The sequence below is a fragment of the Sphingobacterium sp. UBA6317 genome, from assembly GCF_002440385.1.
Taxonomy (GTDB): Bacteria; Bacteroidota; Bacteroidia; order Sphingobacteriales; family Sphingobacteriaceae; genus Sphingobacterium; species Sphingobacterium multivorum.
On the sequence record NZ_DJTD01000046.1, the window covers coordinates 301,120 to 317,673 of the forward strand.

Consider the following 16,554-nt stretch of genomic DNA (forward strand, 5'->3'; position numbering starts at 1 on the left):
TATAATCTGTTAAATTTTTCGATATGAAGCATCTTAGAAGAGCGTTGACCTTAGCACGGAAGATTTTCTGGTATAGTTTGTTTTACTTCATTCCATTTTATAGCTTCGGCCAACTGCAATTGGTTGTTTCACCTGACGGAAGTGAACATGGAGACGGTTCACTAGCGCATCCCTTGGCGTCGGTCGCTCAAGCGCTAACGTTGTTGCGCACACAGCGGGGGGAGAAGCCGGAGCGTACAGCCTTCGTGCTTCTCCGTGGAGGAACTTATTTCTTTGATTCGGGGATTTCGTTGGATGAAAGAGACAGCCATACCATCATTCAGGCTTATGGCAATGAAAGGGTTATTTTTAAAGGCTCCATTCCGCTGTCGACAACAGGTTTGTTCCGTACACGCGAGAACGGATCGATCAATTTCTATCAACTGAATTTGCTGGAACATGGTGTCAAGGACTTGGGACAGTTGCGCCAGGTTGGTTTTTCCAGAGCCAGTGGCAATGCTCCGGGCGAATTATTTGTGGACGGCATAGCTTTTCATCTGGCGCGTTGGCCCAATCAGGGAATGGTGCCTATGGGGAAAGTGATTGATACAGGTTCCATTCCACGGAATCGGGATTCGAGTAATCGGGGCGGTGTTTTTCAGTATAAAGAATCACGTATCGATGCCTGGGCAAAGGAAGATGACCCTTGGATTGCGGGTTATTTCAAATGGGGCTATGCCGATGATATGGTACGTGTCAAGACCATTGATCAAAACAAAAAAACAATAACAACAAAGGAACCCACATTGTACGGCTTTGACTATAAGAAAAAATACAGGCAATGGCGGGGTATAAATCTATTGGTGGAATTGGACACTGTAGGTGAATTTTATCTCGATAGAAAACATGGCGTACTGTCATTTGCTGTTGATAAGCCCATAAAGACATTGAGCTATTCTGTCTTGGAAGAACCATTTTTTAGTCTGATCGGTACGCAGCATACACAGATTAGGGGTATTGAGTTTGAAGAATCCAGAGGAATGGGGGTTTACCTGCGGGATACCTATGCCGTCGAGATTGATGCGTGTAGGTTTAGCAATTTGGGTAGCCTGGGCGTTGCTGTTGGGTATGGAATAAAACCTTTTGAGCGTTTGCAGCACGAAGGTACGGGAGAAGCGCTTGACAACAGTATTGGAGATCTACATCAGCACCTGTATAGTCATCCGACATTTGATCAGAAAGGAGGTGAACAGAATGTCATTCGCCATTGTCATTTTTCACATCTAGGAGCCGGCGGGGTTTCGTTGTCGGGTGGAGACCGTAGCAAATTGACGAAAGGGAATAATCGAATTGAGGACTGTATCTTTTTTGATCTGAACCGTTTGGAGCGGTCCTATCGACCGGCGATAGCACTTTATGGCGTGGGCAATACCGTCAAAAATTGTGAGATATCAGATTTGCCGAGTATGGCTATTCTCATTCATGGCAATGAGCATAAAATCGAATATAATTACATTCACAAGGTTGCACAGGAAGTTGATGATCAGGGAGCGATTTATATCGGACGGGATCCTTCAGAGCGGCACAATCTGATACAATATAATCTACTTGCAAATATTCCGAAAACATTAAGGACTTCTGGCATATATCACGATGATGCATCAAGTGGTACCAAAGTATTCGGTAATATTTTCGTCAATGCCGGTGAGCGATCGGTATTTATTGGCGGGGGCTCAGATAATTGGTATGTGAATAACCTATTTGTAGGTGCCGGAAGATGGGCGGTACGTGTGGACAATCGGTTGGAAAACTGGCTTAAAAACCTGAATGTGTACGGATCGGGGCACTTGTTCTATGACCGTTTGGTGGGTGTCAATTATCTGATAAGCCCTTATCGCGAAGCCTATCCCGAATTAGCATTGCAGTTTAGCCGAAATGGAAAACCTACAGGAAATGTATTTCAGGATAATCGGTTTTACAATTGTAAGCACATTCTAAAAGGTAAAAGAAAATGGCTTGCCTGGGATCAAAGTAACAAGGAAGGTTTTCTGCTGGATTTCCGTCGGGATTTTCAGACAATGAATTTAAAGGATCTCAAAGTTGTTCTAGGGACGAAAGCCCTAGAACAACAGATTCCGATAGACAACATTGGCCCTCAATAATAGATCTATTTTTCCGTTTGCTGTTTTATCCAGTTGAACCATTCGGTTTTTTGATCCGGATGGGTCCAATGTCCTGTTTCCTTGTAGATATGCAATGTTTTGGGTGCGGTGATGCCATTGTAGCTAGCGTACATCGAAGTAGGAGGGCAAATCACATCGTTGAATCCCCAGGAATAGAATCCCGGTACTGTAATGCGTTTGGCAAAGTTGACCACATCGTAATACGATAACGTTGTTTCGATATCACGGATGCCTTTTAAGGCACTGTAATTTGCTGGAGCAAAATAGTGGGGCCATCCACCAGCACGTTGATGCAGGTAGCCCGTCACGTCCGACAGCGCAGGATAGAGTGCCGCAACTGCGGTCACACGTTTATCCAATGCTGTGGTTGCGATACTCAGCGCACCGCCCTGACTACCACCCATAACAACGAGGTTTTTTCCATCCCATTCAGGTAGTGAAGTGAGGTAGTCGTTGGCTCGCAGACAACCTAAGTAGACACGCTTATAATAAAACTGATCTTTATCCTGCAGATTATAGTTATAATATGCCTTCAAAGCACCTGCAGCTAGGTCTTTGTAGATCGCGGAGTCTAGGTCAACCGGAATGCCATGTATGCCAATGCTTAAGACTATCATTCCTTTGGCGGCCAATTCAATCTCAGGGCCATAAGGGCGAACGCCAGCACCGGGCACACGCAATACAGCTGGATATTTTCCCGGATCTGAAGGCATGCTTAAAATACCATATATTTTGCTATTTCCAACGTTGTTAAATGATACACGATAGACGTCGACCTCTACAGTACTTTTGTCAGGAAGCAAAGTTTTGCTGGCCTCGATGGGAACAGCCTGAAGTACTTTGATCGCCTTATCCCAGAACGAATTAAAATCCACCGGATTTTGTTGTGTAGCAATGATTTTTTCGGGTGAAAATCCGATTGTGCATAGCTTTTTGGTCTGCTTTCCGTTTTTAGTCACAATAACAGTACAACGCAGAAAGCCTGGTTTCTTCAACGTGAAAGGAGCACTTTTAAAATGCCCCTGAAAGGACGGTATCTGTGCACTGACAAAAGGCCTGACCATTTCAGGACCTATTTCGTAATACACACTATCGCTATGGAAAGCTTGCCCCCCTGCATTGACCTGAATATCAAAACTAACTTGATCGCCGGGTTTTGCGAGCCAGTTGTCGTACGCTGTATTAATCTGTATGTCTAATTTTTCGGTTTGCCCTTTACTGTTTATGGCACAGAACAGAAGCAAGGTTAAGAAAAGAAATTTGTTGATTTTTTGCATAGTAGTAGGATGAATCTAAATGGATTATTTCCCTGCTTCAATGAGCAGCAGCAATCCGAGAATAAATAAGCAAAACATAAATCCGAGCCACAGCATGGTCTGTTTGCTGGCGCCTTTGAATTCGCGCCAGATAAACACACCCCATAAGGCCGCAACCAAAGTTGCACCCTGACCTAATCCATAGGATATTGCTGGCCCGGCTTTACCCGCAGCAATTAGATTAAGGGAATTGCCTATTCCCCAAATGATACCGCCGAGAATACCGACAAGGTGTACACTGAAATTACCTTTAAAATAATCGCTATAACGAAGAGGTGGTCCCGCTAGTGGCCTTTTCATGAGTAAGGTGTTGAAAATAAAATTGCTCAATAAGATACCGCATGAAAAGATAAATACTGCCGTATAGGGCGTCATTTTTCCGATTGCTGGCGACTCAAAATTATTCAGGTCCATGGCGGATGCTATAAATCGATAAAATAACGACATCAACAGCCCTGCGAGCACGCTAAGAAAAATTCCTTTCGAGGAAAGTTTCTGCTGATTTTTCATCATTCTTTTATAGGCAAAAGCATTGATAACAATGGCTACCGCGATACAGGCTACTCCAGCAAATAGGAGGGATGGATTACCTTGCATTGCTGCAATATAGTTGATAAGGACTCCTAAAATCAATGCCGTACCGATACCAACCGGAAATGCAACAGCCATACCTGCCAGGGAGATCGCCGATGAAAGTAGGATATTGGCAGCATTGAATATAATCCCACCAAGTAAGGCATTGCAAATATTGCTGCCCTCTGCTTGTTGCAGGTCGGCGACAAACGGTCTGCCGAGCTCGCCATGACTGCCTAGTGTAAAGGCAAACAGTAAAGAAAGGAGAAAAATGCCGAGCACATAATCCCAGTAGAAAAGTTCATAGCGCCAGCTTTTGTTGGCTAGTTTTTGGGTATTTGCCCAAGAACCCCAGCAGATCATCGTAATGATGCAGAAGATGATGGATTGGGTATAGCTTGTTACAATAAACATGTCTTCTTGTTGAGTCTGTTGATATTTGAGAAAGGGTACCATTATCGACTTATAGCAGGAACCCAGAGTGTCGAAAAACCTCCAGTTTGACTGGCATCGGCATAAGGCACAAATACCAGCGACTGCTGCCCATTGTCGGCGGTTTTGATCTCGGTGGCATAAGCCAATGTTCCAACCCAGCCTTTCGGTAGCTTGTCCTGTGCATCGGTCAGTTTGATATTGTCTTGAAGCGGATAAACAAATTTTGTTTTATCCAGCTGGAGCTGCGGATTCAGTGATTGATCCAGGGCAAAGATCTGCGGTCCCCTTTTTAATGTAAAGCTATTGGGATAAGTTTTCCCACCATTGATAATTTCTGTTTCTATATCAAAAGAAACGACGATTTTATCCTTGTCTTTCCATTGGCGCTCGATTTTTAGAAAATGATCGGGACCAGATTTATAGCTTTTGCCATTGACTGTTGCGGTATAGTTTTTAGCCCATTCCGGAACGCGCAATTGAAGTGGAAATTGTGCTGAGCCTGGAATATGAACTTGTACAGTCGCGGTTCCCTTTCTTGGAAATTCACTTGTTAGGGTAAGTTCCAACGGTATAGTCTTTTGGGATGAAGTCTTGATATTCTCTTTGATCTGTGCCGGTTCATATAGCAATAATGTCGGGATATTGTTGAGCATACCAAAATTCAAGTAGGGAATAAGTGCTATTCCTCGTGGAACGCTGCTCAGGCAGCAGGTGATATTACAGCGGTAGGGTTTTTCGCCAATAAGAGGCGTATAGTAACTTACACAGCCAGTCTGCGGATTTTCGGCACCGAGTAGGTGGTTGTAGATCGTTTTTTCAATTTCATTATAATATTTTAGATCGCCAGTAATTGAAAAAAGCTGTGTATTGAATTGAAGCCAAGTCGTGGTGACACAGCCTTCCCCCATGTGGGCCGAGGTGTCGGCTAGGAGGTAATGGTTGTCCTGAAATCGCTCATGATCACTGGATGTACCTGTTGCAAATAATCTGTTGGCGCTGATATCATCGAAGGTGTAATTGATGACCTGAAGTAATTGACTATCCCCAGTCAGACGGTACATCTTGACCAGTCCGACGATATTTGAAAGCATCTCATAGGCTTTGGCATTAGCTACTTTATCGACGCGTTTATGCTTTAAAATGGAGTTAACAATAGCTGGACCACCTTCAAAGTCATATGCGCGAATGATGTAACGGCAAAATTCAAGGTATTTTTTGTCGCCAGTCCATCGGTATAGATCTAGCATCGGGTCAATGACGGAAGTTGCGGCCATGCCGACATGCGATCCTGATTTCAGAATATTTTTTTTTCCGGGGGTATCGCCGAAAGTGCTGCAAATGAGGTCGCCAATTTGTACAGCTGCTTTCAATGCCTTGGTATCTCCAACGGCGCCATAGTAAGCAAGCAATCCAAAGAGATCATATTTATGCACCCAGACATCCCAGGAGGTCCAACGGTTTTCAGCTAGGTAAGTGCCCAGATATCCATCTGTATCCTGTGTTTCGACCAGGCGATGAAACATGCGATCCATCTGTTGTTTCAATCGAGGATCTTTGGTGACAAGCCAGGTGTTTGCTGCGGCCTCAAGATATTTTCCAATATGCTCACCGATCCATCGTTGTTTTCCCGGACGGTTTTCAAAACCGGCTAATAAACCTTCTTCATCTACCTGAAGCAGTCTTTTTTCGAGATTAAGCTGATAGCGATTACCCAAATAGCCGCTGAGCAGATCTATTTGAGGGATTTCAAGGTCGTAGCGAGAGGGCACAACATAGTCGACTTTTGGATTGGCCGCTGCGGTAATCAGCTGTGCTTTGGAATGCTGAATCGAGGTAAACAGCAGCAATGCTGTAGCTGCTAAAATAAGACGAAGAGACATGATTATGTAAATGAGTTTAATAATTGATTTTCAGGTTATAAGATGCTGTATTCTTGCCAAAAAGGAATGGACGTCTGCGCTCCCATGCGGGTAACAGAGATTGCTGCAGCTTTGGAAGCTAGTTTGACTGCATCGACGATCGGCATTTCCTTGGCAACACAGGCGGCAAGGACGCCACAGAACGTATCTCCTGCTGCGGTACTGTCCACTGCATTGACTTCTTCCGCTGGAATCTGAATATAGTTATCCTTTTCCTTGAGCAGTGAACCTTTAGCGCCTAGGGTTATGATGATTATACCCGGGCACTTTTGATACAGGTAGTCTGCCGCTAGGGCGGCCTCTTCCCAGTTTTCAATCGTCATGCCGGTATAAAATTGTGTTTCGGATGTATTAAGTATGAGGATATCGACTTGTTGGAGTAGTTGATCTGTCAGGGCCTGTGCAGGAGCTGTGTTGAGTATAATTTTGGTATCATGCTGCACGGCAATGTCAATGGCCTGTTCGATGGTTTCTATTGGAATTTCAAGCTGCATAAGCAGTACATTGCCAGAGATGATTGTATTCTTAACCGATTGAAGTTCCTTGGGTGTAAGTGTCGCATTGGCTCCTGGTGCGACGAGGATGCAATTTTCACCTTTCGCATCCACGGAGATGAGGGCTATGCCAGAAGGATTTTCTTCATCCCGGAAGATCATGTCAACCAGAATGCCTTCTTGCTGGTAATGCGCAATAGCCTGTTGACCGAAGATATCTGTGCCGACTTTAGCGATAAAAGCGACTGCGCTACGGGACCGCGCCGCCGCAACCGCCTGATTGGCTCCCTTGCCACCGGGGACCATGAAAAATTGACCACCTAAAATAGTTTCTCCGGGTGCAGGGAGATGTGCTGCTTTGACCACCATATCCGTGTTTGAACTGCCTAAAACGACAATATTTGCGCTGCTCATAATAATTAGGTTTATACGCTGTTACTTAATTGATAACCAAAAGTACAGATTTCGTATTTCAGTTAATTATAACGGCTATTTTTTTCGTACAGGTAAGGGCAGGATAGTTAACGCAACATCTTTCCTATTTTTTGATTTATATAAAGTATCTTAGTATATATTCTCCGAGAGGGGATAAGACCAGTTGTAACTTATAAAGTTTTTAGCGTATTTATCATGTAGATGTTCAAGCTATGAATATGACCAATGCAATAGCTCAATTTTTAAAAATACTTGAAATAAGTGACTTTTCTGCTACGCCCAAGTATCTCCAGTTAGCAAATACGATTGTTGATGCCGTTAAAAATGAAATTTTATCGAAAGATGATATGTTGCCTTCGATTAACGAGCTGAGCGGTTATCTCGATATTTCACGCGACACGGTGGAGAAAGCATACCGTTATCTAAAAAAACAGGAAATTATTGCATCTAACCCGGGCAAAGGATATTATATCAATAAAATAGATGTACAGTCCAAGGTAAAGATCGCGCTCTTTTTAAATAAGCTCAGCACACATAAAAAAATTGTCTATGACTCCTTTGCGCGTGAGCTGGGTGACTATGCCAATTTGGATTTATTTGTTTATAACTCGGATCTTTCCTATCTGAATACGTTGCTTGGAAGTTTGACCAAGACGTATGATCATTACGTGCTATTTCCACATTTCAAAGAAGGACGGGATAAAGCTCCGGATATCATCCGAAAAATTCCTGCAGAAAAACTCATGTTATTGGGTCGCTTTATTGAGGATGTACCGGGCGAATTTCCTGCTGTTTATGAAAATTATGAGCAGGATATTTATAGTGCCCTGGAGGAGGCTAACGAGTCATTAAGTAAATATCAGATGCTCAAATTGGTGTTTCCAGATCATAGCGATTTTCCAAAAGCTATTATTAAAGGATTTTATAAATTCTGTCAGCAATATGCTTTTGATCACGAATTGGTCGCCGACCTCCATCGTGAAAAAGTTGTAAAGGAGACTTGCTACATCAATATTATTGAAGATGATCTTGTCAAGTTATTGAATAAGATTATACAGAAAAAATTGGTCATCGGGATGGATGTTGGGGTTATATCCTATAATGAAACACCATTGAAAAAATTTATATTGAATGGTATTACGACGATATCGACCGATTTTGAAATGATGGGGCGATTGGCTGCCGAATTGATCAGAAGTAAATCAAAGGAACGTGTTGAAGTCCCATTCTATTTAAAACTTAGGCCTTCTGTATAGACCAAAAAAAACAGACTAATCGTGCTGATTAGCCTGTTTTTTTGATAAATATTTCCTAGCTCTTTTCGTATTATGATGCAATAATCAAAGAAGCAGCTAGTTGATTTTTATTTCTTTAAGGTCTTCACAGGAAATAGATCAATAACACCTTTTGCAACCTTGCTGATGTTATTAATTACTTTTTCTGGATTGTCAACATCGCCAGAACCACGTGCCTGCCAGATCACTGCGTTTGTTTTACGATCGATGGCTTCGATAATCAAATGACCATAACGATAGCGTTCTTTTGCAACTGGGTAATAACCGCCACCATAGTAATATGGTGAAAACCATGGACGGTACCAGCCCCAGGGGCCGCCCCAGCCGTAATAACCGCCGCCGCCATAGATCAAACGGCTTTTATTGTTGACAATGGTAATATACCGAAATAGTAAATCAGGATTATCTTTAGAATATTGTAGGCCCTTTGCCTCCAGCGCAGTATTCGCGGCATCCAGGATATTAGCTTTGGCGATATCGTTGTCAAAATAAGACTTCGAAAGCGAGTCTACCGGAGGTAACCAAGCATACGTCTTGAAAGGAGTAAAATCCATCTTTTCTACCCGAGTGGTATTGTATTGATAAGACGAACATGATGCGAGTGCAACGCAAAGCACCAAAAATAATAGAATCTTTTTCATCGTAGTAATTTATTTATCAACTGTGATGAATCTACCATGAGTATTCTGTTGCTGCATTGGACAACCACACTCATGATGGTTCATGGCCTATATGGAACTTATATTTATTTAACTAATTTGTTCTTATTCTTTATCCGCATACCTTTCAATTGTAAAAAATAGTACAGTTGACGGTCTTCATGGCAATTGTTTTTTAATCGTCCGGGATGCTGCCATCCTTTTTGATTTTACAATCTATTACTTTAGACAAAAAACTATAAATATGGTTTAATCCGAATTGTAAAATTAATAAGGATATTTTGCCACCAACGGAATCTGCCTTCCTGGACCAAAAGCTTTTGGACTAACACGCAGGATAGGCGGAGCTTGAAAACGTTTGAATTCCGCATTATTAACCAATTTACATACCCTTTCTACTAACGATTTTTCAAAGCCCATTGCTACAACCTCAGATCCTGCTTTCTCATTTTCGATGAGTTCAAAGAGGATTTGATCCAATAGATAGTATTCCGGTAGAGAGTCCGAATCTTTTTGATCTGGTCGAAGTTCCGCAGAAGGCGCTTTTTCAATGGTATTGACTGGAATGATCTCCCTTTCTCGATTGATATAGCGCGCTAAATCATAGGCTTTGGATTTGTAAACATCACCGATTACAGAGATGGAACCTGCCATATCACCATAGAGTGTACCATATCCTACAGCAGCCTCACTTTTGTTGGATGTATTGAGTAAAATATTGCCGAATTTATTGGAAGCGGCCATCAGAATTACCGCACGTGCGCGCGCTTGAATATTCTCTTCAGTCGTATCTGGCTGCAGCCCTTCAAAAAGAGGAGCTAAACTATGTTCGAAGGCATTGGCAATATCTTTGATCGGAACGATATAATGTTTGCAACCGGTATTGTTGACAAGATCCATCGCATCTTTTATCGAATGGTCGGAAGAGTAGACCGATGGCATCAGTATGGCTAATACATTATCGGCACCCAGAGCCTCGCAGGCCAAAGCAGCAACTAAGGCCGAATCTAGCCCACCGGACAAACCTAAAACCGCCTTCTTGAAACCAGATTTTTGAAAATAATCACGTAGCCCAAGGATCAATGCATCATGTATAAGAGCCATCTCAGCTATAGACTCTTTCGAAGATGCTGTGGTGGAGGTTATATTTTGTTGATGGTAGGTGACAAATTGAAGATCTTCTTCAAAGCTTTTTAGCTCAGCAATTTTTGTTCCTTCATTATTCAGGGCGATTGAGCGGCCGTCAAAGATAATATCCATGTGAGCACCAATTTGATTGACATAAATTAGCGGTCTGCCAGATTTTTTTAGCTGTTGGCTGAGTACCTTGATCCGTTCATCAAAATGGGTATAGGAAAAAGGGGATGCCGCAATGTTGATGAGGAGGTCTGGATTTTCTTTTCTCAACTCTGCCATGGGGTCTCCAACGTAAGAATTGCCCCCTTCGTCATCATCCCACAAATCTTCACATATGGTTAAGGCGATTTTTACGCCGTTCAACTCGATACAATCAAAACGTCTGCTGGGCTCAAAATAACGATATTCATCAAATACATCATAATCGGGCAAAAGGCCTTTTTTAACAATGTTTCGGACTTCCCCATGCTCAATAAATACAGCGGTATTATAAAGCTCTTTGCCCTCAGGATCACTGTTTTTGACGGGGGCTCCGATGATACAGGCGATATCCTGACAATGAGCAGCGATTTGATGAATAGCTTCATCGCATTGACGTTTAAAGGCCTTACTTCGCAAAAGATCCTTGGCAGGATAACCACCAATCGCGAGTTCGGCGAAAATAATAAGATCGGCCGTTGCTTCTTTGGCCTGTTGGATCGCGCTAATTATTTTTTTAGTATTTGCTTCAAAATTACCGATATGGTAATTCAATTGTGCTAAAGCTATTTTCATATGCTATTAATCGTCTAACTAAATAAGATACCAATTGATGTCGGATCTTCTCACAAATTTATTTCTTTTTTTTGATACTCAGACCGCCCTTGGTCGAATAAAAGCGCTAAATTATCTTCCGATCAATTGAAGAACATCGTATTACCAGCTATGGCCTGTAAGTGGAATGAATGCACAGTGAGTCCATGTTGAGTCGATCTGTTGAGCTGCTATCGTTGTAGATGTATGTTTTTTACAACGCGTGACGATATTGAATGTGCTAAATTGTTTTAACATAATTTTAACAACGTTAAATGCTGTTAAATTTCTTGACATGAAAGCAGATCTGTAGTACCTTTGATATATCAAAAGAAACGAAAGATATTTAAAAATAATATATAAAGAACTTTTCATAATTTAGGTTAATAATTGGTTAGGTAAAGCTCGGAGTTCCCCACTTCGAGCTTTTATTTTTTCTAGACACCTGTTTCAAGTCGTGTTTCAATTTCCTTCTTTGTTTAATTAATTTAAGGTGTTGTTTATGGATCATACTATTGTCGCACAACAGCGCTCTTTTTGTTACGTAAGTATAGCTTCTACCCTTTTTCTCTTTTATTTTTTTAGTGGCAAATTAGGATCAGATAGTGATCAAATTAACTCTTTTGACAATGCTTGTTCAGTGATCGTTCAGTGCTTGTTCAGTGATTGCTCAGTGTATACTGGATGATCAGTGACTGATCACTGTTTAAAAAGCCATTGAAAATTGTTTTTAGGTATAAGTTGATCTTAAAATATATCAATTTTAAGATCTATCTTACTTTTAAGTTTTTGGATAATTTTGCTAGCATATAAAACTATCACCCAATAAACAGATTAATCGTTGAAAACCTCCTGAACTAAAAAGCTCCTAAAATGATGTCATTTTAGGAGCTTTTATGCTTTGTTGCTTCAAGAGAAGCGATAATTATTTGATATCCGTTACTTCAATTACAAAATCCAATGGCGAGTTTGCCGGAATAGTTCCCACAGCCTGGTTTTGGTATCCATAAAGGGAAGGTGCCATGATATGAATTTTACTGCCCTTTTGTAGACCTTTTTCTGTTAAGCCGCCTAATTTCATGTCACCGATTTTTTGCGGAGCAAATGCGAAGGTCCAAGCAGGAATAATAGTGCTGTAAAATGGATACTGATACCCCGTATTTGTGATGATTTCAAATTCTTTGGCAGTATCAGTTTGATCAAATACACTTCCACTCAATAATTTTCCAACGTATTTTACAGTCGGTTTAAATTTTAAGTATTTGCCATTTAATGTGTCAACCACTTTATATTCATAGTTCCCTGTTCCTTCGGCAAGAATTTCATACCAAATTCCTGTTTCGCTGTTGTATTGTGCATCAGGGTAATTTTGGCTGACGTAATTTTTAAGTGTTACAGAATCCGTTTTAAATTGTGCATTCGCATCATAAACCGGCGCATCGTCACTTTTGTTACAGCTTACAATAAGGAAAGCGATTGCTGCAATTCCCATGAATAGTGGTGATAACAGTTTTTTCATTGTATTTTTTTATTGGTTTTTCAAGGAAAAGCTATTTTATTTATGAAAGTAGCTTTGCAAATGTATATTATTTTTTCTTCGTTAAAAGTTTTCACTGTAAGAATTAACATTTTGATACAGTAATTTACACTTCTGATCGTGGACTACGGCGGTGGTTGCTTACAAAAAAGCCATTCTCACGAGGAAAATGGCTTTGATGAATGCATTGTTTTTCATTTTTTTATTTAACAGCGCCAACAGCTTTTAGGTCGATGGTGTATACTACCGGTGTATTTTTAGGAACAGTTACCTTTTCGCTTCCCGTTGTATATTCCACTTGATCAAAAGAATAGTAAGAAGGAGCAATAAAGCTAATTTTATCACCTTTTTGCAATCCTTTTTGTAATAAACCTTCAAATCTTACATCTTGACCTTGGATATTAATAATGGTAGGAATAAATGCTTGCACCCACGCTTGTCCATAAGTTTTTATGGCAACGCGGATGTCGTCATAAACTTTAGGAACACCATCTGTATTTTTGTCGAATACAGTTCCATCCATTAGTTCACCTTTGAAGTTTAAGGTTGCAGACCACGCGTTTGCTTGTGGACCATAATAGCCAACACTTCCTGTATAACTATATGGTGTTGAATTATCTGTTGCAAGCTCTACTTTGTACCAAATTCCTGTGGAGTCGGAAAACCGTGCATTTTCTTTCCATTTGGATTTGGCATACTGCTCTAAAAGAGGAGCTTGTATTTTTAGTAGGGAATCCCTGCGTGCTTTTTCTTTTCTAGCAGCTTCTATTTGTTGTCTATTCAATGCATCATAATCGATATTATCTTTATTACAAGCCGTAAATAGAACTCCCAGACACAAAAACGCCATTAATAATTTCGTGATATTTTTCATAATTTCTTAAAGTGTGTATTAATTATAAAATCCAAAACGCAGGAATAATGGAGTTCGCTACACGTAAATGTTAAATTATTCTAAAAAAACAGCTAACTCCTTTGAATTCAGGTGTTTTTGTCGTATGTTTTTTAGCCGAAATTCACTATCAAAACGTAGGAGAGTTGGGAAAATCATTTTTCTCCCTTGTAGCAATTGCAAAGCTAAAGGATGGAATTGTCCTGTTTTTTTTCTTTTGCTTAAGGGCTTCCATATGCTTCGATCAAAAGCAATCTCATCGATAGATTCTGCGTCGAGCTTCACCGCATAGTAGCGCTTGTTGATTAATTGGACAATCTCTTTTTTTGTAAAGATTTCCTGTTCCATTTTTCGGCAGTAGCTGCACCAATCTGTATGAATAAAGAGCAGTGTTTCGCGTGGTGAAACGGCCAGGAGTGAATCCAATTGCGCAAAATCAATCCAATTTATCCGCTCCTGTCCATAGTGGCAGAGCGGATAAAAGAATAGGATTAAGAGCACATATATTTTTTGGAAATGCTTCATATCCCAAATTTATGTTAATGAAAATGACCAACACGAAGTCCAAACGTGTAAGTACGGGGGCGTGTTGGACCATAGATATAGTCTGAATCACGTAGCGCTCCCTTGTCGAAGTCCTTCTGAAAAGCATTGAACATATTTTGTACTCCACCAAAAATTTCGATGCTGAAATCCTTATGTATTGGAAAGGTGTAGCCTAAGCGGAGATTTAATTCCACAAAGTCCCGGGCATTTTTAAGGGTCATCACATCATTTTGAATGTGTGGAACAATCATTTTTCCCGTATATACTCCAGTCAGATCGATCGCAAATTGTTTGGTTGCTTTCAGGTTGCTATTCAAATAACCATAAATGTTGGGCGTACGGACATATTTTTTGGTGAGGATATCCTGCCCATCTTCTTTTCCTGTATAGATGATTTGGTCTTTCTTGTAACGTGAGCGCTGGATCGTCCCGCCGGTTTGGAAAGAAAACCAGGAGGATGGCGCGATATTGATTTCAATATTGGAACCATACACCCGGGCTCCTTCACCATTTTGCATTTCCTGGATAATCAATCCGTCTTTTTCAGACGCCATGACGTTGACAAACTGATTGTTTAGATCCGTGTAAAATCCCTCCACGAGCAAACTGGTTTGTACATTTCCGAAATTTTTATTGTAGCTAAAAGAACCTGTATACGCATTGGAGTATTCAGTTTTCAGATTTTCACCGATCAATACAAAGACTTGGTTTCCGCCAATGGAAGTGACATGCATGTCCTCATTAAATGCCTGTGGCGCACGGAAGCCACGTGCATAACCCCCTCTAAATTGGAGGTCTTTTGTGATATCGTATAAGATGGTCAACCGTGGACTAAAGGTGCCGAAGCGCTGATCTGAGTTCCTATTTATACCTGCAAGACTATATTTTCCGTCTACATAGGTATAATCATATCGCGCTCCGATTAACGTTTTAAAATTGCTTAAAGGCTTCCATTCGTATTGGGCATAACTGCCTAGTCCCTTGTTCTGCTGGTCGATGGTTCGTTTATACCCCGGTATTTCATCCTGGGTATCGTTGTATGAAAACTCTATACCGGCAGTAAATACATCTCTTTCAAAGTTGTAGGTATATTGTCCCCCGGCAACCAGCGCGATATCATTTGTTTTTCCATAGGCATTTGCGGCTAATGTGCTGTCGGCAAGTGTTGTTCCGCCTCCAAGACCGCCATAGTAGCTGTCGCGAACAGTTTTCTGCACAGAGCCATACAGGGACATTTTTTGCTTATAATCGGTGGAATAATGATCGTAGGTGATTCCGCCAACAAGCGAACTGGTTTCCAATTGCTCGGTGATTTGCGTCAGATGGGGTACTTTATCGAGTTGATCACCACCGCGGCGGAACTCGTTCACGGTGCTAAAGTCAACCGTTATCTTATCCAGGTCACTCGGCTTGTAAAATAATTTTGTGCCGAAAGTGGTGTTACGAAGTTTGGTTATTTCCGAAAAACCATCACCATTCGCATCGTAAGCTTCCCGATTACGGTGCATGCCGTAGAATGTGGCTCCTCTTTTGAGGTCTTCCGAAACGGTTGAGGTATTAAAATCAACGGTATTATCCCAGCTTTTGCCACCAATAAGTGAGTTGGTGGATTTGACCTGCCAGTCGTTCTCTACCGGATCTTTTGTAATAATATTGATGGTCCCTGCAATGGCATTGGCACCAAATAAAGCCGAACCGCCGCTACGCACAACCTCAATACGATCGATCATACTGGTTGGAATCTGATCCAAACCGTATACGCTATTTAGTGCGGAAAATACCGCCCTACTATTGATCAATATTTGTGAATAGGGGCCCTCGAGACCATTAAGCCGGACTTGTGAAAAACCGCAATTCTGGCAATTGTTTTCTACCCGTACACCCGGTTGATAATTCAATGTTTCCGACATAGCGACAGATTGTGTCGCATTAAATAATTTGGGACCAATGACATTGACCACCACAGGAGCGTCCTTACGTTTTACGCCATAGCGTGTAGCTGAAACCACAACCTCATCCAAATTGAGGTTGTCTTCCTCCAGTTGGATTTGCAATGGTGCCTTCAACGTGTCTAAAGAGATGACTTTGCTGAAGGAACGATAGCCCACTGCAGATATATTCAAGGTTACTTTTTGCGTTGATAGTGCAGACAGCTTAAAGTAGCCATCGGCATCGGATGTTGTCGCGAGCTTGCTGTTTTTTAAGGTCAGGGTACCGGAAGGAACCGCTTCATGATTTTTATTGAACAAGTAGCCTTCAAGTTTTGACTGGGCGTATATAGTGGATGTACCAGCCAGTAATGTGGCCAATAATGTGTATTGCTTTAGCATCGTAATTTGATAAAAATTTAAAACATTTAAGC

Annotated in this window: 12 protein-coding genes; 2 read left to right on the top strand and 10 right to left on the bottom strand. The window is 41.3% G+C overall.

Annotation, left to right across the window (positions count from 1 at the left end; all coding sequences use genetic code 11):
* Positions 1-23 precede the first annotated feature (23 nt).
* A complete protein-coding gene (locus tag B3E92_RS16225) occupies positions 24-2,141 on the top strand; it encodes a right-handed parallel beta-helix repeat-containing protein (RefSeq protein ID WP_286897544.1) in 2,118 nt (705 codons plus the stop codon).
* 5 nt (positions 2,142-2,146) lie between these two features.
* Here the strand turns inward: B3E92_RS16225 and B3E92_RS16230 are convergent, their stop codons facing one another.
* Genes B3E92_RS16230 through rbsK form a run of 4 tightly spaced genes read right to left on the bottom strand, consistent with a single transcriptional unit; the run spans position 2,147 to position 7,313 of the window.
* Positions 2,147-3,439: an acetylxylan esterase gene (locus B3E92_RS16230; protein WP_286709690.1), complete on the bottom strand. Its 1,293-nt coding sequence runs from the start codon at positions 3,437-3,439 to the stop codon at positions 2,147-2,149.
* 24 nt (positions 3,440-3,463) lie between these two features.
* A complete protein-coding gene (locus tag B3E92_RS16235) occupies positions 3,464-4,465 on the bottom strand; it encodes a GRP family sugar transporter (protein ID WP_112375435.1) in 1,002 nt (333 codons plus the stop codon).
* A gap of 41 nt (positions 4,466-4,506) precedes the next feature.
* Positions 4,507-6,366: a beta-L-arabinofuranosidase domain-containing protein gene (locus B3E92_RS16240; protein ID WP_112374946.1), complete on the bottom strand. Its 1,860-nt coding sequence runs from the start codon at positions 6,364-6,366 to the stop codon at positions 4,507-4,509.
* A 35-nt stretch (positions 6,367-6,401) separates the two neighbouring features.
* Positions 6,402-7,313 (bottom strand): ribokinase, encoded by a 912-nt coding sequence (rbsK, locus tag B3E92_RS16245; protein WP_286897545.1) that lies wholly within the window; start codon positions 7,311-7,313, stop codon positions 6,402-6,404.
* 233 nt (positions 7,314-7,546) lie between these two features.
* Between rbsK and B3E92_RS16250 the strand changes: the two genes are divergently transcribed.
* Entirely contained in the window at positions 7,547-8,590 is a 1,044-nt protein-coding gene (locus B3E92_RS16250) for a GntR family transcriptional regulator (protein ID WP_312128877.1), read from the top strand.
* Positions 8,591-8,697: 107 nt separating this feature from the next.
* Here B3E92_RS16250 and B3E92_RS16255 read toward each other — a convergent pair whose 3' ends face one another.
* The 6 genes from B3E92_RS16255 to B3E92_RS16280 all read right to left on the bottom strand — a co-directional run bounded on the left by B3E92_RS16255 (position 8,698) and on the right by B3E92_RS16280 (position 16,522).
* Complete coding sequence (locus B3E92_RS16255; RefSeq protein WP_286897546.1) at positions 8,698-9,270, bottom strand: DUF4136 domain-containing protein; 573 nt, start codon at positions 9,268-9,270, stop codon at positions 8,698-8,700.
* A 285-nt stretch (positions 9,271-9,555) separates the two neighbouring features.
* Positions 9,556-11,199, bottom strand: a complete 1,644-nt coding sequence (locus B3E92_RS16260; protein ID WP_286709687.1) for an NAD+ synthase — start codon at positions 11,197-11,199, stop codon at positions 9,556-9,558.
* Between the two features lie 943 nt (positions 11,200-12,142).
* Positions 12,143-12,736, bottom strand: coding sequence for an FKBP-type peptidyl-prolyl cis-trans isomerase (locus B3E92_RS16265; RefSeq protein WP_286897547.1), 594 nt, complete (start codon positions 12,734-12,736; stop codon positions 12,143-12,145).
* A 220-nt stretch (positions 12,737-12,956) separates the two neighbouring features.
* Positions 12,957-13,628: an FKBP-type peptidyl-prolyl cis-trans isomerase gene (locus B3E92_RS16270; RefSeq protein ID WP_145327556.1), complete on the bottom strand. Its 672-nt coding sequence runs from the start codon at positions 13,626-13,628 to the stop codon at positions 12,957-12,959.
* 75 nt (positions 13,629-13,703) lie between these two features.
* On the bottom strand, positions 13,704-14,171 hold the full coding sequence (locus B3E92_RS16275) for a thioredoxin family protein (RefSeq protein ID WP_286897548.1): 468 nt from the start codon (positions 14,169-14,171) through the stop codon (positions 13,704-13,706).
* 14 nt (positions 14,172-14,185) lie between these two features.
* Entirely contained in the window at positions 14,186-16,522 is a 2,337-nt protein-coding gene (locus B3E92_RS16280) for a TonB-dependent receptor (protein WP_286709684.1), read from the bottom strand.
* Positions 16,523-16,554: the final 32 nt, after the last annotated feature.